At 66.4% G+C, this 21,626-nt stretch carries 20 protein-coding genes, 2 tRNA genes and 2 pseudogenes; 11 read left to right on the forward strand and 13 right to left on the reverse strand.

The genetic code is table 11. From position 1 onward, the window contains the following. Positions 1–11: 11 nt before the first annotated feature. The 7 genes from LRS03_RS09430 to LRS03_RS09460 form a co-directional block, all read right to left on the reverse strand. Positions 12–87 (reverse strand) — tRNA-Lys (locus tag LRS03_RS09430). Between the two features lie 28 nt (positions 88–115). Further along, positions 116–191, reverse strand: a tRNA-Lys gene (locus LRS03_RS09435). Positions 192–229: 38 nt separating this feature from the next. Next, the gene (locus LRS03_RS09440) at positions 230–1,006 is read right to left on the reverse strand and encodes a tRNA threonylcarbamoyladenosine dehydratase (protein ID WP_257825187.1); all 777 of its coding nucleotides are present in this window, start codon (positions 1,004–1,006) and stop codon (positions 230–232) included. Between the two features lie 10 nt (positions 1,007–1,016). Then, positions 1,017–1,829 carry a tol-pal system protein YbgF gene (gene ybgF, locus LRS03_RS09445; protein ID WP_257825188.1) on the reverse strand — a complete coding sequence of 271 codons (813 nt, stop codon included), beginning with the start codon at positions 1,827–1,829 and terminating at the stop codon, positions 1,017–1,019. Between the two features lie 10 nt (positions 1,830–1,839). Beyond that, the gene (gene pal, locus LRS03_RS09450; RefSeq protein ID WP_257825189.1) at positions 1,840–2,382 is read right to left on the reverse strand and encodes a peptidoglycan-associated lipoprotein Pal; all 543 of its coding nucleotides are present in this window, start codon (positions 2,380–2,382) and stop codon (positions 1,840–1,842) included. A gap of 68 nt (positions 2,383–2,450) precedes the next feature. Next, entirely contained in the window at positions 2,451–3,719 is a 1,269-nt protein-coding gene (gene tolB, locus LRS03_RS09455; RefSeq protein ID WP_257825190.1) for a Tol-Pal system beta propeller repeat protein TolB, read from the reverse strand. A 28-nt stretch (positions 3,720–3,747) separates the two neighbouring features. After that, positions 3,748–4,518, reverse strand: coding sequence for a glycosyltransferase family 2 protein (locus LRS03_RS09460; protein ID WP_257829470.1), 771 nt, complete (start codon positions 4,516–4,518; stop codon positions 3,748–3,750). Positions 4,519–4,598: 80 nt separating this feature from the next. Between LRS03_RS09460 and msbA the strand changes: the two genes are divergently transcribed. After that, entirely contained in the window at positions 4,599–6,335 is a 1,737-nt protein-coding gene (gene msbA, locus LRS03_RS09465; protein WP_257825191.1) for a lipid A export permease/ATP-binding protein MsbA, read from the forward strand. After that, positions 6,332–7,645 (forward strand): glycosyltransferase family protein, encoded by a 1,314-nt coding sequence (locus tag LRS03_RS09470; RefSeq protein ID WP_257825192.1) that lies wholly within the window; start codon positions 6,332–6,334, stop codon positions 7,643–7,645. The genes msbA and LRS03_RS09470 overlap by 4 nt, the downstream gene beginning before the upstream one ends. A 10-nt stretch (positions 7,646–7,655) precedes the next feature. On the opposite strand, the gene LRS03_RS09475 is transcribed toward LRS03_RS09470, so the two are convergent. Then, the gene (locus LRS03_RS09475) at positions 7,656–9,017 is read right to left on the reverse strand and encodes a glycosyltransferase family A protein (RefSeq protein WP_257825193.1); all 1,362 of its coding nucleotides are present in this window, start codon (positions 9,015–9,017) and stop codon (positions 7,656–7,658) included. Positions 9,018–9,115: 98 nt separating this feature from the next. Here LRS03_RS09475 and LRS03_RS26860 point away from each other — a divergent pair. From LRS03_RS26860 to LRS03_RS09515, 9 genes and pseudogenes are all read left to right on the forward strand, one after another. Further along, a pseudogene (locus tag LRS03_RS26860) lies at positions 9,116–9,493 on the forward strand (DUF6492 family protein); the annotation flags it as partial. Positions 9,494–9,572: 79 nt separating this feature from the next. After that, on the forward strand, positions 9,573–10,022 hold the full coding sequence (locus LRS03_RS09480; protein ID WP_257825194.1) for a hypothetical protein: 450 nt from the start codon (positions 9,573–9,575) through the stop codon (positions 10,020–10,022). A 54-nt stretch (positions 10,023–10,076) separates the two neighbouring features. Next, positions 10,077–11,063: a 2Fe-2S iron-sulfur cluster-binding protein gene (locus LRS03_RS09485; RefSeq protein ID WP_257825195.1), complete on the forward strand. Its 987-nt coding sequence runs from the start codon at positions 10,077–10,079 to the stop codon at positions 11,061–11,063. A 25-nt stretch (positions 11,064–11,088) separates the two neighbouring features. Beyond that, a complete protein-coding gene (gene rfbF / locus LRS03_RS09490; RefSeq protein ID WP_257825196.1) occupies positions 11,089–11,865 on the forward strand; it encodes a glucose-1-phosphate cytidylyltransferase in 777 nt (258 codons plus the stop codon). Continuing rightward, positions 11,865–12,934 (forward strand): annotated as a pseudogene (rfbG, locus tag LRS03_RS09495) (CDP-glucose 4,6-dehydratase). The gene rfbF and the pseudogene rfbG overlap by 1 nt, the downstream one beginning before the upstream one ends. Then, positions 12,931–14,316 carry a lipopolysaccharide biosynthesis protein RfbH gene (gene rfbH, locus LRS03_RS09500; RefSeq protein ID WP_257825197.1) on the forward strand — a complete coding sequence of 462 codons (1,386 nt, stop codon included), beginning with the start codon at positions 12,931–12,933 and terminating at the stop codon, positions 14,314–14,316. Before rfbG ends, rfbH begins: the two are co-directional and overlap by 4 nt. Positions 14,317–14,323: 7 nt before the next feature. Next, on the forward strand, positions 14,324–15,136 hold the full coding sequence (locus tag LRS03_RS09505) for a transketolase (protein ID WP_257825198.1): 813 nt from the start codon (positions 14,324–14,326) through the stop codon (positions 15,134–15,136). After that, positions 15,133–16,047 carry a transketolase family protein gene (locus LRS03_RS09510; protein ID WP_257825199.1) on the forward strand — a complete coding sequence of 305 codons (915 nt, stop codon included), beginning with the start codon at positions 15,133–15,135 and terminating at the stop codon, positions 16,045–16,047. Before LRS03_RS09505 ends, LRS03_RS09510 begins: the two co-directional genes overlap by 4 nt. Next, positions 16,044–17,084, forward strand: coding sequence for an NAD-dependent epimerase/dehydratase family protein (locus LRS03_RS09515; RefSeq protein WP_257825200.1), 1,041 nt, complete (start codon positions 16,044–16,046; stop codon positions 17,082–17,084). Before LRS03_RS09510 ends, LRS03_RS09515 begins: the two co-directional genes overlap by 4 nt. Here LRS03_RS09515 and LRS03_RS09520 read toward each other — a convergent pair. The 5 genes from LRS03_RS09520 to LRS03_RS09540 form a co-directional block, all read right to left on the reverse strand. Next, positions 17,073–17,627 carry an alpha-1,2-fucosyltransferase gene (locus LRS03_RS09520; RefSeq protein WP_257825201.1) on the reverse strand — a complete coding sequence of 185 codons (555 nt, stop codon included), beginning with the start codon at positions 17,625–17,627 and terminating at the stop codon, positions 17,073–17,075. The genes LRS03_RS09515 and LRS03_RS09520 overlap by 12 nt on opposite strands. Positions 17,628–17,912: 285 nt before the next feature. After that, positions 17,913–18,545 carry a class I SAM-dependent methyltransferase gene (locus tag LRS03_RS09525; protein WP_257825202.1) on the reverse strand — a complete coding sequence of 211 codons (633 nt, stop codon included), beginning with the start codon at positions 18,543–18,545 and terminating at the stop codon, positions 17,913–17,915. 20 nt (positions 18,546–18,565) lie between these two features. Beyond that, positions 18,566–19,585, reverse strand: a complete 1,020-nt coding sequence (locus tag LRS03_RS09530; RefSeq protein WP_257829471.1) for a glycosyltransferase family 10 domain-containing protein — start codon at positions 19,583–19,585, stop codon at positions 18,566–18,568. Further along, complete coding sequence (locus LRS03_RS09535) at positions 19,585–20,517, reverse strand: glycosyltransferase family 2 protein (protein ID WP_257825203.1); 933 nt, start codon at positions 20,515–20,517, stop codon at positions 19,585–19,587. Before LRS03_RS09535 ends, LRS03_RS09530 begins: the two co-directional genes overlap by 1 nt. A gap of 1 nt (position 20,518) precedes the next feature. After that, on the reverse strand, positions 20,519–21,616 hold the full coding sequence (locus tag LRS03_RS09540; RefSeq protein ID WP_257825204.1) for a glycosyltransferase family 9 protein: 1,098 nt from the start codon (positions 21,614–21,616) through the stop codon (positions 20,519–20,521). Positions 21,617–21,626 lie beyond the last annotated feature (10 nt).

The raw sequence follows: 21,626 nt of genomic DNA on the forward strand, positions 1-21,626 counted from the left end.
TGCTTGAATTTTGGTGGGCCCTGTAGGATTCGAACCTACGACCAACGGATTAAGAGTCCGCTGCTCTACCAACTGAGCTAAGAGCCCGCTCTGAATTTTGTGTTCCCGGGGGAACTGGTGGGTTGTGCAGGACTTGAACCTGCGACCAACGGATTAAAAGTCCGCTGCTCTACCGACTGAGCTAACAACCCGGAAAGCCCATGAGTATAACGGGCTTCGCGGACTTGCTTCAAGCCAACCGGCGAAGCACGCATTGTAGCGCTTCTGAAGCCGTCACCAAACCGAACGTTGCGGTGACCACCACACTCGACCCGTAGCCGTGGCAGTTGAGGCTGCCGTCGACGGCGTCGCATGCTGCATCCACTGGTGCAGCGACCGCTTCGCGCGAGAAGACACAACGCACCCCCATCGCACGATCACGCGGTGCACCGTGCTGCTTGCGCAAACGCTGGCGCATCGACGCGAGCAAGGGGTCGTGCGTGGCACGCGAGATGTCATCGACCTCCACCAGCTGCGGCTTCTGCTTGCCGCCAGCTGCCCCGACGCATACGAAGTCATGGCGCCCTTCGCGCGCCCACACCGCCATCGCCATCTTGGCCTGCACCTGGTCGCAGGCATCGATCAGCACATCGACTTCGCGCGGCAGCAAGGCGGGCCAGTTGTCGGCAGTGACGAAGTCGTCGACCACCTGCACATCGCAACCGGGGTGGATGTCGGCGATGCGTGCACGCAGCGCTTCGCCCTTGTGCTGGCCCAGCGTGTCGCCCAGCGCCTGCACCTGGCGGTTGACGTTGGACTCGGCGACGTGGTCCATGTCGAACAGCGTGAGCTGCGCCACGCCGCTTCGGGCCAGCGCCTCGACGGCCCACGAGCCCACACCGCCAAGGCCCACCACACCGACCCGCGCAGCCCGCATGGCCGTGTAGCCCGCGTCGCCGTGCAAACGGCGCAGCCCACCGAAACGACGCTCAAGGTCGGGGGCGAGCAGGTCCGCAGGCGCGTTCACGGAGGCAGCCTCAGCGCAGCGACGCGAGGCGCTCCTTGCCTGCTTGAGCCGCCTCGGACTTGGGGTAGGTCTTCATCAGCTCGTCGATGGTGCGACGGGCACCCTTGTTGTCTTTCAGCTCCATCTGGCAGTTGGCGATGGCCAGCAGCGACTCGGGCGCCCGCACATGGTCGGGCGCTGTCGAGAGCAACGAGCGGAAGCTCGCGATGGCCTCGCGGTACTCACGCATCGCGTACTGCGCGTTGCCGCGCCAGAACAGCAGCGACGGCGTGTAGCCGCTCGCCGGATAGCGTTTGCTGAAGCCGGCAAACGCCGACGAGGCCGCCGCAAAGTCGCTCTTGCGCAGCAGGGCCATCGCGTCTTCGTACTGGCGCCGCTCGTCGGGGTCGACCAGAAACTCGCGGCCATCCACCGACACCTTCACCGGCTCGAGCTTGCGGATGCGCTCCTCGACGCCCTGCTGAACGTCCCGCTGCGCCTTCTGGATGTCGCCTTGTATCCGCTGCAGCTCGGCGATGTCGCGCTGCAGTTGCTCGTCCTGCCCGCGCAGGCGCGCCATCTCAGCACGCATCACCTCGAGCTGGTTGTTGAGGTCGAGCAGGCTGCGGCGCAACTGACCGATCTGCTCCAGCAGCTGGGCCTGGTTCTCGGCCATGGCGGCGCGAAGCTTGGCATCGCCCTGCTCCTGGCGCTGGCGAAGGTCGAGGATGGCCTTGCGCGCTTCGTCATCGTCGAAGAGGCCCGCGTGCGCCACCGGCGCCATGAGCGCCAGCAGCAACAGCCACGCAGCAGGCCACGATCGCATCGTCACGGGCGAGGCCATGGTCACGCGCTCAGCGGCTGGAGAGTTCGGCGCGGCGGTTCTTGGCCCAGGCCGCTTCGTCATGGCCTTGCGCCGCCGGGCGCTCCTTGCCGAAGCTCACGGCTTCGATCTGCGCATCGGTCACGCCCAGCAGCTTGAGCGACTTCGCCACCGACTCGGCGCGCTTCTGGCCCAGCGCGAGGTTGTACTCGCTGCCACCACGCTCGTCGGTGTGGCCTTCGATGGTGAGCTTCTTGGACTTGTCAGCAGACAGCACCTTCGCCTGGCCCTCGATGACCGGGCGGAACTCGTCCTTGATCACGAAGCTGTCGTAGTCGAAGTAGACGACGCGGCCCACTTCAGCGGCGGGCTGTGCGTTCTTGGTCAGGTCGACGCTGGCGAGCTTGCCCGAGTTGGCGCCGCTCGTCGACGACGAGCCGCTGGTCGAGCCGGTGCTGCCCGGCGTGCGCGACTCCACCGGCGCGGCCTTGTTGTCGAGCGGGACGTTCGATGCGCAGCCGGCGAAGAAGGCCGACGACACGGCGGCGATGAGGGTGAGGCGAGAGAGTTTCATGTGCTGCTCCAGTTGGTCGGAATAAGAGTTATCGGGTCAATCAAAGAACGGACGAATCAACGAATGAATCAACGAACGAACGGCCCCCAGACAGGTTCGCGGACGTCGGGGAAGCGGGACTCGAGGATGGCCTTGATCTTGCCGTCGAGCGTCGTGGTCATCAGCGTGTCCCGGCCGTTGGTGCGCGTGGCGTAGATGATGAGCTTGCCGTTGGGGGCGAAGCTCGGGCTTTCATCGTCGCTGCTCTCGGTGATGGCCTGGGCATTCCCCAGCTTGCCGATCTCGCCCACGTACAGCTTGAAGGCGCCGTTCTGCCGGGAAATATAGGCGAGGTGGCGCCCATCGGGGCTGATGGACGGGCTGATGTTGTAGCCGCCGGTAAAGCTCACGCGCTCGGGTGAACCACCCGAGACGGGCATGCGGTAGATCTGTGGGCCGCCGCTGCGGTCGCTCACGAAATAGATCTGGCGCCCATCGGGGGAGAACACGCCTTCGGTGTCGATTGCCTGGCTGTTGGTGAGACGGCGCGGGCTCTCGCCGTTGCGGCCGATCAGGTAGAGCTGCGAGAAGCCGTCGCGGCTGAGCGTGACCACCAGCGACTTGCCGTCGGGTGCCCAGCTCGGCGCACTGTTGGAGCCGCGAAAGCTCGCCAGCTTGCGGCGCGCGCCCGACGAGACGTCTTGCGCCCACACCACGGCCTTCTGGTCTTCGTAGAACGACACGTAGGCCAACTCCTGCCCGTCGGGCGACCAGGCCGGCGAGATGATCGGGTCGTTGCTCTGCAGGATGGACTCGCCCCCGGTGCCGTCGGCGTGGTCCACGCGCAGCGCGTAGCGCTTGCCCGAGCGGGTCACGTAGGCGATGTGGGTCGAGAAGATGCCCTTGTCGCCGGTGAGCTTCTCGTACACCGCGTCGGCCACCTTGTGCGCCGCGAGGCGCAGGTCGGATGGGCTGGCCGGGATGCTGCCGCCGATCAAGTCCTTGCCCTTGACCACGTCCCACAGCAGGTAGCGCACGTCGAACCGGCCATCGGCCAGGCGGGTGACCGAGCCGGTCAGCAGCGCATCCGCCGAACGTCCGCGCCAGTCGCTCATGTTCGGGCGTGCACTTTCGTCGATGACCTGATTGGCCTCGATGTTGCGGAACACGCCCGAGCGCTCGAGGTCGGCGCGGATCACGCCGGACACCACTTGCGTCGTGCGATCTTCATCGCGGAAGCGTGCAATCGCGATCGGCAGCTGGGTGGCACCCACCCCGGAGATCTCGACCCGGAACTGGCCCAGCGCGGGCGCAGCGAGCAGGAGCCCCGAAGAGGCGGCAAACAGGCGTCGGTTCATCGGCATGGATTGTCCTGATCCTCGTAGTTCATATTGGTTCAATGGATTTCCCGGCCTGGCGGGCGAGCAAGGCCATCTTCAGGTACCGGTAATAAGTACCTTCGGCCTGGTAAATCGCCAGCACCAGACCGAGGCGACCGTCGAGAAAGCCGCGCTTGAAGACGTAGCAGCGCATGAACGCCCACCAGCCGTGCGTGAGTGCAGCAAAAAGGCTGCCGCGTTTGCCGGCCCTCACCTTGTCGAGCGCGCGGCCGCCGCTGTAGCGGTTCATCTTGTCGAGCGCGTCGTCGAGCGAGGGCATGGTGTCGTGCAGCAGGTCACCCGGGAGCCGCTCGACGCGGCCCTGCACCTCCAGACGCTCGTGCACCAAGTCGTCGGTGAACCGTGCCGTGCCACGACGGAAAAGCCGCGTCACACGGTCGGGGTACCAGTCGCCGTGGCGCATCCACTGGCCGCAGAAGCGGGAGATGCGCGACAGCTCGTAGCCTGCGGCCGGGCCATCGCGCGCCACCACCTGGCGGATGCGCTCGGCCAGTTCCGGGCTCACCCGCTCGTCGGCGTCGAGGCTCAACACCCAGCGGCCCTGAGCCGCGTCGAGGGCCCGGTTCTTCTGCTTGCCGAAACCCGGCCAGTCGGTCGTGGTGATGACCTGCGCACCCATCGCGCGGGCGGTCTCTGCGGTGCCGTCGCCGCTCTGGGAGTCCACCACGATCCACTCGTCGGCAAACGCCACGCTCTTCAGGCACGCGGCGATGTTGCGGCTTTCGTTCTTGGTGATGAGGATGACGGACAGCGCGATCTCGGGCATGTGGGGGCGGGCGCTCCTTCAGGGTGGCGGGGATTGTAGGCAGCGGGCGCGTTGGATAATCCGCGCTTCCTATGACCCAACCCACCCAGACCCTGCGGCAGCGCCTGGCGCGCGTCGCGCCCTACTTTGCCGGCACCAAACTCGCGTTCGTGCTGGCGGCGGTGGGGGCCGCACTGGGGGCCGCCACCGAGCCGATGCTCGCCGCCATGATGAAACCGCTGCTCGACAGCGGCTTCACCAAACAGAGCGACATCCCGCTGTGGGCGGTGCCGGCGGTGATCATCGGTCTCTTCCTCACACGCGGCATCGCCGGCTTCCTCGTCAACTACGCGCTCTCCTGGGCGTCAAACGAGGCCACGCTCAAGATGCGGCGCGACATGTTCGAGCACGTGCTGCGCTCGCATGCCTCGCTCTTCACCCAGCAGACCGCCAGCACGCTGATCAACACCGTCGTCTACGAGGTGCAAAGCGGCACGCAGGCGCTCGTGAATGCCGCGCAGACGCTCATCAAGGACAGCTTCACCTCCATCGCCTTGCTGATCTACCTGGTGTGGATCAACTGGCAACTCACGCTCTTCATCGCAGTGCTGCTGCCGGCCGTGGCCGTGACGGTGCGCTATTTCAGCCGGCGCATGCACCGCATCAGCCTGGCCAGCCAGACCGCCACCGACGAGCTGGCCTACGTGATGGAAGAAAACACGCTCGCTTGGCGAATCGTGCGCCTGCACGACGCCAAGCCCGCGCAACAGCAACGCTTCGACAAGGCCAGCGCCCGGGTGCGCCAGCTGTCGCTCAAGTCAACAGTGGCGTCGTCGACGGTCACGCCGGTGACGCAGCTGATCTCGGCGTGCGCGCTGTCGGCCGTGATCGTGGTGGCACTGTGGCAGAGCAACACGCAGGGCGCGACGGTTGGCGGCTTCGTCGCCTTCATCACCGCGATGCTGATGCTCATCACCCCGTTGCGCCACCTGACGGAAGTCGCCGGGCCGGTGACGCGAGGCCTCGCCGCCATCCAGCGCGGCCTGGACCTGATGCACAAGATTCCCGTCGAGAACAGTGGCACGCACACCGCCACACGCGCCCGCGGTGAGCTGGAGCTGGTCAACGTCACCCTCAAGTACAACGAGGAAGCCACCGCGCTCAATGGGCTCACGCTCAAGATTTCCGCCGGCGAAACACTCGCGCTCGTCGGCCCCTCGGGCGCCGGCAAGTCGACGCTTGTGAACCTGCTGCCGCGCTTCCTCGACCCGAGCGAGGGCGAGATTCGCCTCGATGGCGTGCCGCTGCGCCAGTGGGACCTGGCGGCCCTGCGCCGCCAGTTCGCCCTCGTCAGCCAAGACGTGGTGCTTTTCAACGACAGCATCGGTGCCAACGTGGCGCTCGGTGCCACGTTCGACGCTCAGCGTGTGCGTAGCGCCCTGGCCGCCGCCAACCTGATCGATTTCGTCAACGAGCAACCCGAGGGCCTGGACGCCCGCATCGGCCACAACGGCAGCCAGCTCTCCGGCGGCCAGCGCCAGCGCCTGGCCATCGCCCGCGCCATCTACAAGGACGCGCCGGTGCTGATCCTCGACGAGGCCACCTCCGCGCTCGACAGCGAAAGCGAGCATCTGGTGCAGCAGGCGCTCGAGCGCCTGATGGAAGGCCGCACGACGATCGTGGTGGCCCATCGTCTGTCGACCATCGAGAAGGCCGACCGCATCGCAGTGCTCGACCTGGGGCGCCTCGCCGAGCTGGGCACGCACCAGGAGCTGCTGGCGAAGGCGGGCCTCTTCGCGCGGCTTCATGCGCTGCAGTTCAAGCTGTGACGGCCCGTCGCCAGCGCTGGCTGATCCTCTCGCACGCGTTCAACATGGACGGGCGGGCCGCCAGCCTCACCGTCACCGACAAGCTGCGCTACCTCGCCCAGGCCGGCATCGAGCCGGTGATCCTGAGTGCCATCACCGGCGAGCAGGACAGGCGCTATGAGCACCACCGTCTGCTGCCCTGGGGGCCGGCCGCGTTGCGCTTCGACCTGCGGCACCTGCTGGCACGCCATCTGGGGCGTGGCGTTGCCTACCGTGTCCTGATGCTGCTGATCAGCGTCGTGCTGGCTCCATTCATGGTGCTGGAAAAGCTGCTCATCGGCCTGCGCAACCAGTGGTCGTGGGCCCTGCCCGCCTTTGTGCGTGGCGCGTGGATGCTGCGCCGCGGCGACATCGACCTCGTGTATTCGAGCGGCGGCGCCTACTCCGCCCACCTGGCCGGCTGGTGGCTCAAGCGCTGGTGCGGGGCGAAATGGATCGTCGAAGTGCACGACCCGATGGTGTTCCCCGGCCGGGCGCCGGCCAACCGAGATGAACGTTTCCAGGCCCGGCTCGAAGGCCTCATCTGCCAGCACGCCGACCTCGCATGGTGGTTCACCGAAGGCGCGCTCGCCGCCGCACAGACGCGCCACCCGGTGCTGCGCGAGCGCGGCATCGTGGTGATGCCGGGCGCCGAGCCGCCGCTTCGGCCGGCCACCTACGCACCCGGGCCCGTGTGCGTGCTCGGCCATTTCGGTTCACTGTCGGACAGCCGCAGCCTCTTGCCCTTCATCCGCGCGCTCAACCACCTTCTGGCGCACGAACCCCAATGGCGGCCGCTGCTGCGCCTGGAGGTCTACGGCGGCGCGGTCGACGGCCCGGCGCAGAAGCTGATCGAGCAGCACAAGCTCGACGACGTGGTGATCCCGATGGGCCGCCTGGAGCACGACCCTGCCACGGGTCTCTCAGGCCGCGAGCGTGTCGTGCAGCGCATGCAACAGGTCGATGCGTTGCTGCTGATGCATGGCGAGGGCGACGAGTGCGAGCAGTACATCCCGTCCAAGCTCTACGACTACTTCTGGGCCCGGCGTCCGGTGTTGGCCTACACCCACCTCAACCCGCAGCTGGATCGGCTGGTGCGTGAGCACCAGGGCTGGTGCGCCCCGGCGACCAACACCGTGGCCGGTGCCGCCGCCCTGCGTGAGTTGATCCTGCGCTGGCAGGCCGGAAGGCTCCCCAACGTCACCGTGCCGCCGATCAGCACCGCCGATGCGGTCGACGAGATCCTGTCGGTGGTCGAGGTCGCCAAGATCTCAGGAATCTCGAAGCTCTAGCCTCGCCCCACTAACGCGAACAGAGCAGGCTCGCGAACTGCCGCAGCCACCAGCGCTGGCGCCAGCCACGGTCGAGCGGCGGCATGCGGGTGGGCGTGCGCATGCGGTCGAGCAGCACCGTCTGCGTGAAGTTGTAGTTGTGGCGACTGTGGCCGTAGCTCGCGCCGAAGTGGTCGATCTCCAGGCGCTTGCGCGTGTCGACGCCGGTGTTGAAGCTGAGGTCGCGCACCAGCGAGTGGTACGACTTCTCGCGGTCCAGCTGGCGCTCGATGCAGAACACATCCTTGGGCAGGTGCGACTGCACCGTGCCGTGGTTCTTGAAGTTCTTGACGAAGCGGTAATCCTCGGCGCCGTAGGCTCCGGCGAATTCTTCATCGGTGCCAAACAGCTGGAAGAAGCGCGAGCGAGCCATGTAGAAGATGTTGGGGTGGCCCTTGATCAGCGAGCCGTCGGGCATCTTGCGCCAGAACTTGTAGAAGCGGCGCCGCTTGATCGGGTGATCGAGCAGCCAGCGCACCGTGTGCTCGGGGAAGGCATGGTCGACGTCGGTGATCACCACGTTCTCGGCGCGGGCGTGCAGCATCGCGGCGTTGCGGGCACCGGCCTGGTTCCAGCGGATGTCCTGGTCGATGCGCACCCAGGTGAGATTGAGGTCGAAGTCAGGGATGTCGTACTTCAGCGGCGAGCCGTCGTCGACGATCACGAACTGGATCTGGTCCAGCACCTCGGCCGGCAGCACGGTGAAGTCGCGCAGCCAGCTCGTCACCGTATCGATGTTGTCCTGGTTGCAGTAGAAGTGCGTCGCCAGCGTGAGCTTGATGGCGCCGTGGTTGCGCTTGTGATGGCCGAAGACGTCGGTGCGCGTGGGCTGCGTCAGGGCCAGCAGGGTGTGGCGCATGGTCTTGTGCCAGGAGTCCTCGCCGAGCGCTGCGGGCTGGTCGAGCAGCACCGGGTTGTCGACCACGAGGCCGCCCTTGGGCGGGCGCACGTTGGCTTCCAGGTCGGCCCGGCTCGTCATGAAGTTGACGCCGGTGTAGCGGTTGAAGACCAGTCGGTCGCGGTAGGTCGGCTTGAGGTTGGCGGGCCTGTCCCACCAGCGCATCACGACGCTCGGCTGGCGCCTGCGCAGCTTGAGTTGCACGGCCAGGCGTTGGGCGTCTTCTAGGTCGGTTAGCAGCAGCACCACGCCCTCGGCTTGCGCAAACGCCTCGCGTACTGCAGCCTCGGCCGAGGCGCCTGCGGCAATCGAGCTCAAGCTGGTCGGCAGTTCCTGCACCGCATACGGGCCGGCGCTGTGCTCGGCCCAGAAGCGCTCCAGCACGCCGCCGGCTTGGGCAACCACGGTCAGGCGTGAAGGCAGGAGATAGGACATCGGCTGGGCTCGTCGAAACTGGCCGAGGATTCTAGGTGGGCCGGTGCGCACGTCCCGCTCGGCCACAATCGCGCTTTCGCCGTCGCCGCCCCCATTGCATGGCCCTCGACTTCCCCATCGTCTGCAAGACCTACCGCGGTGACCTGCGCCGCTCGCAGCGCCTGCTGGCGAGCATTGCCCCGCACAACCGCGACAAGCTGCCGGTGGTGCTAATCGTGCCGGACGACGACCTCGCCCTCTTCCGCAGTCAGTTGCCCGTCGGAGCCTGCGAGTTGGTGAGCGACGAAGCCGTGGTGGCCGCGCATCCAAAGGTCGGCGCGCACGACCTGCTCGCCCGCTACAAGGCCACGCCGGGCAGCAAGGCGCAGCAGGTGGTCAAGTCAGAAGCCTGGCGACTCCTCGGCTGCGACGCCTACCTCTGCACCGACGCCGACACGGTGTTCCTGCGCCCCTTCGGCCGGGCCGATTTCCTGGCGCCCGAAGGCCACCCCCTACAGCCATGTCCACGAATCGAAGGAATACCGGCAACTGGCGTCTTCGCGCGGCTACCGCAAGGTGGAGGAGGACTTCCGTCGCGAGAGCGCGCAGCTCAAAGCGATTTTCGGCCGCACCGGCCCCGACTACGACTTCGGCCCGACGCCCGTGCCGTGGTCGGCCAAGGTGTGGAACGACCTGTACGAGCAGCGCCTGGCCCCGAAGAACCAGACGCTGTGGGACGCCATCGAGCAGATGCCCTCCGAGCTGCGCTGGTACGGTGAGTCGCTGCTGGCCTACCGGAGCATCCCGCTCGCGCCCATCGAGCCGCTCTTCCGCGTCTACCACCACGACTGGCACTTCAACACCCTGCGCCGCCTGGGCGAGACCGAGTCCAACCTCGTCGAGCGCTTCATCGGCGCCGTCTATCAGTCGAACTGGCAGTACGAGATGGACGAGGCCGGCGCCCGAAGCGCCGGTTCCCGCGCCGTGCGGCGCGTCAAACGCTGGCTGAGGCAATTCCGCCGCTGAGAGTCACCCCGCGGCAGAGGCGAAAATACCGCCTTCTCTCTCCTGACCCCTTTCATGCCCATTGCTCGCACCACCAGCGGTAAGCAGTTCGACGTCACCGACGGCGAAAGCCTGCTCGACGCCGCCCTGCGCGCCCACGTGACGCTGGCCTACAGCTGCCGCACCGGCCGGTGCAGCAGCTGCAAGGGCAAGGTGAAAAGCGGCAGCACCCACACCCTGCACGACGAGCTGGGCCTGACGCCCGAAGAGCGTGTCCAGGGCTTCGTGCTCACGTGCGTGCGCGCCGCCACCACCGATGTGGAGCTCGAGGTCGTTGACCTCGGCAACGTGCAACTCGCCGACCCACGCACCCTGCCTTGCCGCATCCACACCTTGGAGAAGGTCTCGCCCGACGTGCTGAAGGTCACGTTGCGCCTGCCGCCCAACAGCCTTTTCACCTTCCAGCCCGGCCAGTACATCGACGTGATCGGCCCCGGCGGCGTGCGCCGCGCCTACTCCATCGCCAACGCACCGCAGGAGCACCTGGAGCTGCACATCCGCCAGGTCGAGGGCGGCGTGATGAGCCGCTACTGGTTCGAGCAGGCCAAGGCCAACGACCTCTTGCGCCTGCATGGGCCATTGGGCACCTTCTTCCTGCGCGAGATCGAAGGGGTGCATCTGGTCTTCCTCGCCACCGGCACCGGCATCGCGCCCATCAAGGCACTGCTCGAACAACTGGCGCAGCAAGCCGAGAAGCCCGAGTCGCTCACCGTGTATTGGGGCAACCGCGTCGAAGCCGACCACTACTGGGACGCGAGCAAGCCACCGGCCGGCCAGCGCTACGTGCCCGTGCTCTCCCGTGCCAGCAGTGACTGGCCAGGCGCCCGCGGCCACGTGCAGGACGTGATGCTGCAAACCCCTCACGACTGGGCCAATACCCGGGTCTATGCCTGCGGCTACGATGCCATGATCCACAGCGCCCGCGACGCGCTCGTCGCCGCAGGCCTTGCCGAGCAGCATTTCCATTCCGACGCCTTCGTGTCCTCGGCCCCCGCACCCTGATCCGCACCATGCGAAAGACCACCCCATGAAAGCCGTGATCCTCGCCGGCGGCCTCGGCACCCGGCTCAGCGAAGAGACCTCCGTTCGGCCCAAGCCCATGGTCGAGATCGGCGGCAAGCCCATCCTGTGGCACATCCTCAAGATGTACGCCCAGCATGGCATCAACGACTTCGTGATCTGCTGCGGCTACAAGGGCTACGTGATCAAGGAGTACTTCGCCAACTACTTCCTGCACACCTCCGACGTCACCTTCGACATGCGGACCAACAGCATGGAAGTCCACCACAAGCGCGCCGAGCACTGGAAGGTGACGCTGGTGGACACCGGCGACCACACCATGACCGGTGGACGACTCAAGCGCGTTTCGCAATACATCCAGGACGAAGAGGCCTTCTGCTTCACCTACGGAGACGGCGTGAGCGACCTCGACATCGGCGCCACGCTCGCCTTCCACAAGCAGCACGGCAAGCAGGCCACGCTCACCGCCACCTACCCGCCCGGCCGCTTCGGCGTGCTCGACGTGCAGCAGGGCCAGGTGCGCAGCTTCCAGGAGAAGCCGCACGGCGAGGGCTCGACCATCAACGCCGGCTTCTTCGTGCTCAGCCCCAAGGTGCTGGAGGTGATCGACGGCGACGACACCGTGTGGGAGCAAGCCCCGCTGCGCAGCCTCGCTGCCAAGGGCCAGCTCATGGCGTTCGAGCACGACGGCTTCTGGCAACCGATGGACACGCTGCGCGAGAAGCACCTGCTGGAAGAGCTGTGGGCCTCGGGCAAGGCACCGTGGAAGAAGTGGGCCGATTGATGAATGCCGACTTCTGGCGCGGCAAGCGCGTCTTCCTCACCGGCCACACCGGCTTCAAAGGCAGCTGGCTGTCGCTGTGGCTGCAGTCGGCCGGTGCAAAGGTGTGCGGCTATGCGCTGGCACCCGACACCGAACCCGCGCTCTTCCACATCGCGCGGGTTGCCGATGGCATGACCTCCATCACCGGCGACGTGCGCGACCTCACCGCCGTGCACCGGGCGATGAACGAGTTCAAACCCGAGATCGTGATCCACATGGCGGCGCAGGCGCTGGTGCGCCGCTCGTATCAGGACCCTGTCGAGACCTACGCCACCAACGTGATGGGCACGGTAAACGTGCTCGAAGCCGCACGACATGTGGGCAGCGTGCGCTGCATCGTCAACGTCACCAGCGACAAGTGCTACGAGAACCGCGAGTGGGTCTGGGGCTACCGCGAGAGCGAGCCGATGGGCGGGCACGACCCGTACAGCAACAGCAAGGGCTGCTCAGAGCCGTGACCGCGGCCTACCGCGACTCGTTCATGCGGCAAGCCGGCATCGCGCTCGGCTCGGGCCGCGCCGGCAACGTGATCGGCGGCGGTGACTGGGCCGTCGACCGCCTGGTGCCAGACATCCTGCGCAGCTTCGAGCGCAAGGAGCCGGTGCGCATCCGCAACCCGCACGCCATCCGCCCGTGGCAGCACGTGCTGGAGCCGCTGTCGGGCTACCTGCTGCTCGCAGAGAAGCTCTGGCACGACGGCCCCGCGCACGCCGAAGGCTGGAACTTCGGCCCCCACGACGACGATGCCCGACCGGTGCAGTGGATCGTCGAGCGCATGGTCGACGCGTGGGGCCAGGGCGCGACCTGGCAGGTCGACGCCGGCGAACACCCGCACGAGGCCCGCTACCTCAAACTCGACATCTCCAAGGCACGCCAACAACTCGGCTGGCGCCCCCGTTGGCACCTAGCCTCCACCCTCGAACACATCGCCGCCTGGCACCGCGCCTGGCTGAACCGAGACGACATGCACGCGTTCTGCCTCCAGCAGATCGAGCACTACGCGCAGTCGGCTCCCAAGGAAGCTGCATGAACATCCCCATCGTCCCGGCGGCCGCCCCGCTTGCCGCGGCACCCGACGCCGCCAACCCCGCCACCACCGCGCTGCGCCAGCAGATCGCCTCGCTGGTGCAGCAGTACGCCGACCTCACCTACGCCGCCAAACCGTTCCAGCCGGGTGTGTCGCCCGTGCCCGTGTCGGGCAAGGTGCTGGGCGCCAAGGAGCTGCAGCTGATGGTCGAGGCCTCGCTCGATGCCTGGCTCACCACCGGCCGCTTCAACGCCGCCTTTGAAGAACGCCTGGCCAGGTACCTCGGCGTGAAGTACCTCATCACCGTCAACTCGGGCTCGTCGGCCAACCTCGTGGCCTTCTCGGCGCTCACCTCGCCACGCCTGGGCGATCGGGCCATCAAACCCGGCGACGAAGTGATTGGCGTGGCCGCAGGCTTCCCGACCACCGTCAACCCCATCCTGCAGTTCGGTGCCGTGCCGGTGTTCGTCGACATCGACCTCGCCACGCACAACATCGACGCCAGCCTGATCGAAGCCGCGATCGGCCCCAAGACCAAGGCCATCATGCTGGCCCCCTCGCTGGGCAACCCGTTCAACCTCGACGTGGTGACGGCGCTGTGCAAGAAGCACAACCTGTGGCTCGTGGAAGACTGCTGCGACGCGCTGGGCGCCACCTATGACGGCAAGCTGGTCGGCACCTTCGGCGACATCGGCACGCTGAGCTTCTACCCCGCCCACCACATCACCATGGGCGAAGGCGGCGCTGTCTTCACCAACAACGCCGAGTTGAAGCTCATCGCCGAATCCTTCCGCGACTGGGGCCGCGACTGCTACTGCGCGCCGGGCAAGGACAACACCTGCAACAAGCGCTTCTGCTGGACGCACAAGGAGCTCGGTGGCGACTTGCCCGACGGCTACGACCACAAGTACACCTACTCGCACCTCGGCTACAACCTGAAGATCAGCGACATGCAGGCCGCCTGTGCGCTCGCGCAGATGGACCGGGTTGACGAGTTCGTGGCCGCACGCAAGCGCAACTTCGAGTACCTGAAGGAAAAGCTGGCCTCGTGCAAGGAGTTCCTGGAGCTGCCTGAAGCCACGCCGAAGTCCGACCCGTCGTGGTTCGGCTTCCTCGCGCTGCTCAAGCCCGAGTCGGGCGTGAAGCGGGTCGACCTGCTCGCCTACCTCGACCAGAACAAGATCGGCACACGGCTTCTTTTCGCCGGCAACCTCACGCGCCAGCCCTACATGGTCGGCCGCAACTTCCGCGTGAGCGGGTCACTGGAACGCACCGACATCGTGATGAACCAGGCCTTCTGGCTCGGCGTGTACCCTGGGCTCGGCACCGAGCACCTCGACTACATCGTGCAGAAGATCGAAGAGTTCTTCGGTCTCAACTTCTGAGCGCACCATGGCCCAACGATTCGACCCCTCGTCGCTCCGCCGCACGGTGCTCGAGATGGCCCGCGCCGGCAACACGGTGCACATCGGCTGCGCGTTCTCGATCGTCGAGCTGCTGGCCGTGCTCTATCGCCAGCACCTTCGCTACCCGGGCAACGACCCCAAGGCCGAAGGGCGTGACTACCTCGTGCTCAGCAAGGGCCACGGCGTGATGGCGCAATACGCCTGCATGCGCGAGCTGGGGTGGATCGACGATGCCACCGTGCGGACGTATTTCGGCGACGGCACCGACCTGAAGGGCCTGTCGGACTCGCGGGTGCCCGGCCTCGAGGTCACCTCAGGGTCGCTCGGCCACGGCTTCTCGGTCGGCGTGGGCCTGGCGCTCGGCGCCAAGCTGCGCGGCACCGACCAGCAGGTGTACGCGCTCGTCGGCGACGGCGAGTTGAACGAAGGCCCGATCTGGGAAGGCGCGCTCTTCGCCGCCCACCATGACCTGCGCAACTTCACGGTCATAGTCGACGAGAACGGCTACCAGGCGATGGGCACCACCGAAGACGTGCTCAAGCTCGGCTCCATCCAGACCAAGTTCGAGTCCTTCGGCTTCGAGGCGCTCACCGTGGACGGGCACGATGAACAGGCCATCGACGCAGCGCTCGTGCGCCTGAAGGCCAGCACCTCGCCCAAACCCAAGGCACTCGTTGCCAGGACGGTCAAGGGCAAGGGCGTGCCGTTCATGGAACACAACAACATCTGGCACTACACCCGCCTCACCGACGAGACCTACGCCCAGGCACTGGCCTGCCTGCCGGAGCACACCACATGAGAAACGCCTTCAGCGATGCCCTCGTGCGCCTGGCAGTGGCCGACCCGAACGTGCTGCTGCTCACCGGCGACCACGGCTATGCGCTCTTTGACCCGTTTCGCAAGCACTGCCCCAGGCAGTACATCAACGCCGGCATCGCCGAGCAGAACATGGTCGGCATGGCGGCCGGCCTCGCGCGTGCGGGTTTCCGCCCCATCGTCTACGGCCTCTCTGCCTTCGTGCCGGTGCGTGTGCTGGAGCAGATCAAGCTCGACGTGGCGCATGACAACCTGCCGGTGATCTTCATCGGCGATGGCGCCGGCTTCGTCTACAGCCACCTCGGCACCAGCCACCAGAGCACCGAGGACATCGCCTGCGCGCGGGCCATCCCGCAGCTCAAGGTCTATTCGCCCGCCGATCGTTTCGAGATCGCGACATCGATGCAACAGGCCTACGACAGCCGTTCGCCGGTGTACCTGCGCATGGGCAAGTCGGATCGCGGCGACGTGCACACGCAGGCCCCTGCGAACGCCGAAGCCTTGCTGAAGGTCAAGGCCGGAAGCGGCCGTTTGGCTTTCATCGCCACGGGTTCGATGGTGCGCACGGCGGTCGAGCTGACCCACACCGCACACCCCGATGCCGAGGTGTGGAGCGTGCCCAGCATCAAACCGATCGACTCACCCAGTGTCGTCGACATCTGCCGCCGCCACCGCGGCGTGGTCGTGCTCGAAGAGCACTCGGTGATGGGCGGTCTCGGCTCGCTCGTTGCCGAGATTGCCGCAGAGCATGCGCCGGTGCGCATCCTGCGCGTCGGAGTGCAAGACCGCTTTTCCCATCACTGCGGCAGCTATGAGTACCTGCTGAAGGAGCACGGGCTCGACCTGCAGAGCGTCGCCGTCCAGGTGGGCACTTTCGACAAGAGCCTGCAGTGAGCACACTGCCGCCGCTGCCTCAGGAAGACCTCGACCACACCCGCGCCGTGGTCGGCGAGCGATGGCAAGGACTGAAGGGACAACACCTCTTCCTGACCGGCGGGACCGGCTTCGTCGGCAAATGGCTGCTGGCCACCCTGCTCGATGCGGAACGGCACTTCCAACTCGGGTGTCGCGTCACGGTGCTCACGCGCAATCCCGCGGCCTTCCGCGCCCAGCACCCGACGCTGGCCGACGCGGCGCCTGTGACGCTGCTGTCAGGCGACGTGCGCCACTTCGAGCTGCCAGACGAGCACTACCAGCGCATCGTGCACGCCGCCACCGACGTGGCGGCTGCGGCACAAGACATCGAAACCTTCGACACCTGCGTTGAGGGCACCCGTCGGGTGCTGGAACTCGCTCGCAGATGCCATGCAGACAGCCTTCTCCTGGTGAGTTCTGGCGCGGTGTATGGCCCCCAGCCGGGCGAGCTTGCCGCCATCGGTGAAGACCATCCGGGCAGCGCCCAGACCCCGCAAGACACACCGGCCTACACCCTTGGCAAGAAGGCCGCCGAGTGGCTGGCACATGTCCACGCACGGGAACACGGGCTGGACCTGCGGGTCGCCCGGCTCTTCGCCTTCGTCGGCCCCTACCTGCCGCTGGACAAGCACTTCGCCATCGGCAACTTCCTGCGCGACGCGCTGGCCGGGCAACCCATCACCCTGCAGGGCGACGGCACACCGCTTCGAAGCTACCTGCACACGGCCGACCTCGCGGCCTGGCTTTGGACCATCCTGCTCGACGATCGGGCGCGCGGAGGCATCTACAACGTGGGCGGCAGCGAAGCGGTCAGCATCCGGCAACTGGCCGAGCGGGTGGTCCAGGCCACGGGGTCAGCGTCCAGTGTGACGGTGTTGAAACAAGCAGTCTCCGGAGCAACACCTGCACGCTATGTCCCGGACACCAGTAAGGCCCGACGCGACTTGCAGCTGCCGGCGCCAATCGGCCTGGACGATGCCTTGCGCCGCACCGCGGCGTGGCTGTCAGCGCGCTGAGAGCGATCCCAGCAGTTCGAAGCTGCACCGGGCGTGAATGGGCGCCTCGATCTCGCGGTCCCGGCCGTCGAACCATTGCCTGGGCACAAGCACCATTGCTGTGGGGTTCAGCAGTGCCGCGATCAGGCTGAATTGGCTGTTGGAGCAGACCAGCACCCTCGCCCCACGCATGATCCGGTGCGACGCAAAGGCACCGATTCCCACGCGCACCAGAACCTGTTCGAAATGCGGCTCGAGCGCCGCCACGAAGGCCGCCGGCACGTCGGAATCGGACAGGATCACCACCCTCGCGACCAGGCCGGCGAAGCGCTTCGCCGAACCGATGAACTCGGCATCCGACACCAGGTGGCTCGCCACGTTCACATAGTCGCCTCGTCGCACATGCAGGCAGAGGTAGGGGCGAGCGTCAGGCGGGGCCAGCAGGTCATCGAGGCCGGCGGGAATCGGGAAGCGGGCCTGGATCGTCGGCTTCTCCAGCGCGGCCAGCGCCACAGCCATCTTCTCCACCCCGTCGGGAATCACGACGGCACGGCGGGCCGGCACGACCTCTCCACCTAAAAAAGCGGACAGCGGAAGGCCGAATGGATCGAGTTGCCAACCCCAATGCGAACACGCCCCGGCTTGGCCGGCCACCGCCACCGCCTCGGGGCGATCGAAGTAGGACAGGTCGGCTGCAACCTGCGCCCCCGGTCCTTCAGGTCGAAGTAGATCGCCGCACTGAGGATCTGCGCCCCCATGCCGCCCGTGAAAGTGACGACCGTCGGGGCCGCCGCGTCGGGCTCTCTCGCCCGTGACATCAGCCGATCGAAGAGCTTCACAGGACGGGCCTCAGGCTGATGGCTTCTTCCGCACAGCCGCAAAGATGTCGTGCTCGATGCTCCACCTGAAGCCGTTCCTGCGCGCCCAATCCACCAGTTCGTTCAGGTCGGGATAGTCGGCATAGGTTTCGATCGTGGGGTCGAAGCAGCGGATGTCGTCAATCAGCACGGCCACATCGCCGAAGCGTGGAAGGTTGGCCTCGATGTGCTTGAGTTCGTCGCGCACCGGACAGTCGACCGGCCCCTGGTGGGTGATGCCGCCCGAGTAGTGACCGTCGAGCCAGAAATTGATCGTGCCCGACAACGTGGGCAGCAGCTTGGGCAGCACCTCTTCAGACAGACCATGCATGACCCGGATCTTGGGCTCGCTGGACAGCCGTTCCGCCGCTTGGCGATAGAGCTTCTCTTCCGGTTCGATCGTGTAGACAGCCTTCGCGTGGGCGGCCAGCATCTCGGCCGTTTCGCCGAGAAACGTGCCCGTTTCCACCCAGGTGGCATCGGTCTGTGGCCAGCCGAGCCGCAGCAGCACGCTGCGCTTGATGTGTGCAGGGCTCGGCGATGCGAAACGGCGGCGTTCCCATTCGGCCTGCTCATTCTTGAGCCCGCGGCGCCGCCGGAGCTTGCTTCTCAAGGCTTCGAACATGTCAGTCATCCAGTTTGAACTCAAGCGATTGTCGGGGATGCGAGCGACGCCACCACTCCGTCCGCGATGGTCTCCGCAAACCGCCGCGAGCTGAAGCGTTGCGCACCACCGTCGAGGAACGCGCGGATGGCCGCCTGCCGGTCGGTGAATTCGTGGCGTGACATCGCACGCAGATGGGCATGGACCTCGGCCGTATCGCGGAACTGGCGACGGTCGATGAAGGTTTCTTTCGGCACATGCCGCGTCACGTCGTCCGCGCCCCAATAGACCGGCACACAGCCGTTCATCATCGAGTCGAAGATCTTTTCGGTGACGTAGCCACTGAGCGAATGCACGTTTTCGTAGCAGTAAGAAAACTTCGACCGCAGCAGCACCGCCGATTTGTCGGGCAGCTCGCCTTGCCACGACGGAAAAGGCCGGTAGCCGAAGGCCTGGGTGGCCAGGCGCTGAACGCGGCGACGCAACTTGCCGGCAAGGCCGGACTCGTGGCGCGGCTTGTTCCAGCCCAGACCGTAGAGGTGGAAGTCTTCAGGCGCATGCTTCTCATGCCAGCGGATCACCTGCACTCGTTCAACGTAGAGATCGTTGGGCAGCGGGTCCTTGAAGCGCTTGTTGGCGTTGATGAGACAGCTGAAGATGTCGCGGTCTTCAAAGCCAGGCCACAGCGGCACGACGAAATGGATGCCGTACGCGATCTCCTGCACGTTGGGCACGTCCAAAAACCGCCGGTCCCATGAGAAGACTCGCCGGAAGTTCGCAAAGTAGGCCGTGTCGGCATTCAAGGGGTTGATGAACGGGTTCTCGAGTGCGACAAGGAATCGAGGCACAGGGCTCGGCGGCAGCTCCCTGCCCTCGAAGTGCAGCTCGAAATCGACGTCGCGCCCGGCGTTCACGTCGGCCGTGTTGAGTTCGATGCCCCGCTGGGCAAACGCTTCGCGCAAGACACGGTTGGTGTGCGTCGGGTTGAACCTGTGGGTCGGGTCATCCTCGCGGAAGAAGGAATTGTTGGCGTGCCCGTCGGCCCACACGCTGCCCAGCATCACGAACTGCCTCCCAGACGTTGTGCAATGCGCAGCCGTGTACGGCGAAGCAACGCCAGGTGCTGGTCGAAGCGGCCCATGCGGCGGCAGCGGTAGCGCTTCAGATATCCCATCATCGTCTCGCGTCGGGTCGGCGGCAGCGTGCGCAGCCGCGCACGATCGAGTTCGAGCGCCTTCTTGTAGACGAAGAAGCGGAAGTCCTCGAGCAGATTCCCCCCCACGATCGGCTCATGGCGTTTGAAGTACGCCATCAGCCGGAGCCTGTCGCCGATGGACTCCTGCCGGCTGTCGTTGGCCGCATGCAGGCGGTAGGTCATCAAGGGCTCCACCACCCACACCATGCCACCCCGCTCGACCACGCGGAGCAACCACATCACATCCGAGTACTTGCCCTCTGCGGGATCGAAGCGCAAGCCGTCCACGCTGGCCCTTGCGTAGACATAACCGGGAAATGGCGCGATGCCGATCTGGTAGCGGGCGAAATAGTGCGAGGCGAGTTGAGCAGCATCACGCACCGGGTGCTCAGCGCCGCGGGTGCTGAAGGAGAGCCGCTCAGGGCGGCCTTCTTCCGCGATCCACGCGTTGACCCCGATCGCCGCCACCCCGGGATGGCGAGCCACGGCGGCAAGCACCCTCTCGACATACCGCGGCGCGAGCAGATCGTCGTCATGGAAGAGGCAGACATGATCGGCCGTCGCTTCGGCCAGGCAAAGGTTGAAGTGATCGAGCGCCTTCAGGTGAGGGTCGCGAAAGCGATAGTCCACATGCGGAAACTCCGCCTCCACCATGGCCTTCGTCTTCCCGTCCGTCGAGTTGTCGGAGATGACGAGCTGGAATCGCTTTTCCGTCTGCGCCAGCGCCGACTGGATGGCCTGCCGCGCCAGCTCGGCGCGGTTGTAGCAGAGGATGTACAGCTGAAGCGTGGCACTCATCTCAGCCTGTCTTTCGTGCATCGAGCACACGCAGGCACTCGTCGATCACCCGCTGCGGCGCCAGGGCTTCGAGGCACGCGCTGCGGCTGTCGCGGTGATCCTCGCAACCTGCTTTGCCACAGGCGATGCAGTCCTGCGCAGCCTGCAACATGATCACCTTGCCGGCCGCCTGGAGCGGTTGCTTGCGCTGCCACGGCGTGGTCGCCGCCGAACCTTGCGGCCAGGGCCCCCAGCGCACCGGGTTGGTCGGCCCGAACATTGTCACCACCGGCGTGCCCGTGGCAGCGGCCAGGTGGGTGATCGAGGTGTCGGGGCCGACATACAGCGCCGCTCGGCGCAGCAGCGTGGTGACCTGGTTCAGGTTGAGCTGACCCGACACGTCGATCAGCGCCGGCGGGCTGCCCAGGTGGCGCACGCCTGCGATCTGGGCCTGGTCGACCTCGGAGCTGGCACCGGTCAGCACGACCTGCTCTCCACGCGCCAGCAGCGCCTGGATCACGTCGGCGAAATATTTGACGGGCCACTGCTTGTAGCGCCACATCGAGGGCACGTGCACCACCACAGGTGCGTCGCGCAACTGGGCGTTCAGCTCGTCCGGAAGGTCGTGCGCCTGCGGCGGCGTCACGTCGACGGCCGCCGGCACCGCTCCCCACGGCGCCAGCAGCGCCAGCTTCTCCAGCACCGTCGGTGTGCGGTCGTCGTCGATGGTGACGGTGTGCTGGCTCAGCAACTTCTTCCACCACGCGATCGACGCCCGCTGCGGCACGAGGCTGCTTCTGCGCCTGGCACCCGCCCAGCCGTAGAGGTGCGCACGGTCGCTTGCTTCGGCCACCAGCGCGAGGTCGTAGCGCCGCCAGAGACGCGGCAGCAGCGCCCGGGCCTGACGCCAGCCCGAACCCGCGGGCACTTCGATGAATTCATGCACGTCGGGGTTGCCGCGCAACATGCCGAGCGTGCCGGCGAACCCCAACACGTCGATCTGCGCCTGCGGCCAACGCGCTTTTGCGGCCTGGATCAAGGGCGTGGTCAGCAACACGTCGCCGATCTGGCGCGTGACGATGACGATGACGCGGCCGAAGGGGCCGCTTTCGAGCTTCACGTCGCCCTCG

The organism is Rhizobacter sp. J219, assembly GCF_024700055.1.
Classification (GTDB): Bacteria; Pseudomonadota; Gammaproteobacteria; order Burkholderiales; family Burkholderiaceae_C; genus Rhizobacter.

Bases quoted from the DNA above. Each gene is read 5' to 3' on its own strand.
- ybgF (WP_257825188.1), bottom strand. From the start codon at position 1,829: ATGGCCTCGCCCGTGACGATGCGATCGTGGCCTGCTGCGTGGCTGTTG.
- pal (WP_257825189.1), bottom strand. From the start codon at position 2,382: ATGAAACTCTCTCGCCTCACCCTCATCGCCGCCGTGTCGTCGGCCTTC.
- tolB (WP_257825190.1), bottom strand. From the start codon at position 3,719: ATGAACCGACGCCTGTTTGCCGCCTCTTCGGGGCTCCTGCTCGCTGCG.
- msbA (WP_257825191.1), top strand. From the start codon at position 4,599: ATGACCCAACCCACCCAGACCCTGCGGCAGCGCCTGGCGCGCGTCGCG.
- LRS03_RS09475 (WP_257825193.1), bottom strand. From the start codon at position 9,017: ATGTCCTATCTCCTGCCTTCACGCCTGACCGTGGTTGCCCAAGCCGGC.
- LRS03_RS09485 (WP_257825195.1), top strand. From the start codon at position 10,077: ATGCCCATTGCTCGCACCACCAGCGGTAAGCAGTTCGACGTCACCGAC.
- rfbF (WP_257825196.1), top strand. From the start codon at position 11,089: ATGAAAGCCGTGATCCTCGCCGGCGGCCTCGGCACCCGGCTCAGCGAA.
- rfbH (WP_257825197.1), top strand. From the start codon at position 12,931: ATGAACATCCCCATCGTCCCGGCGGCCGCCCCGCTTGCCGCGGCACCC.
- LRS03_RS09505 (WP_257825198.1), top strand. From the start codon at position 14,324: ATGGCCCAACGATTCGACCCCTCGTCGCTCCGCCGCACGGTGCTCGAG.
- LRS03_RS09510 (WP_257825199.1), top strand. From the start codon at position 15,133: ATGAGAAACGCCTTCAGCGATGCCCTCGTGCGCCTGGCAGTGGCCGAC.
- LRS03_RS09525 (WP_257825202.1), bottom strand. From the start codon at position 18,545: ATGTTCGAAGCCTTGAGAAGCAAGCTCCGGCGGCGCCGCGGGCTCAAG.
- LRS03_RS09530 (WP_257829471.1), bottom strand. From the start codon at position 19,585: ATGCTGGGCAGCGTGTGGGCCGACGGGCACGCCAACAATTCCTTCTTC.
- LRS03_RS09535 (WP_257825203.1), bottom strand. From the start codon at position 20,517: ATGAGTGCCACGCTTCAGCTGTACATCCTCTGCTACAACCGCGCCGAG.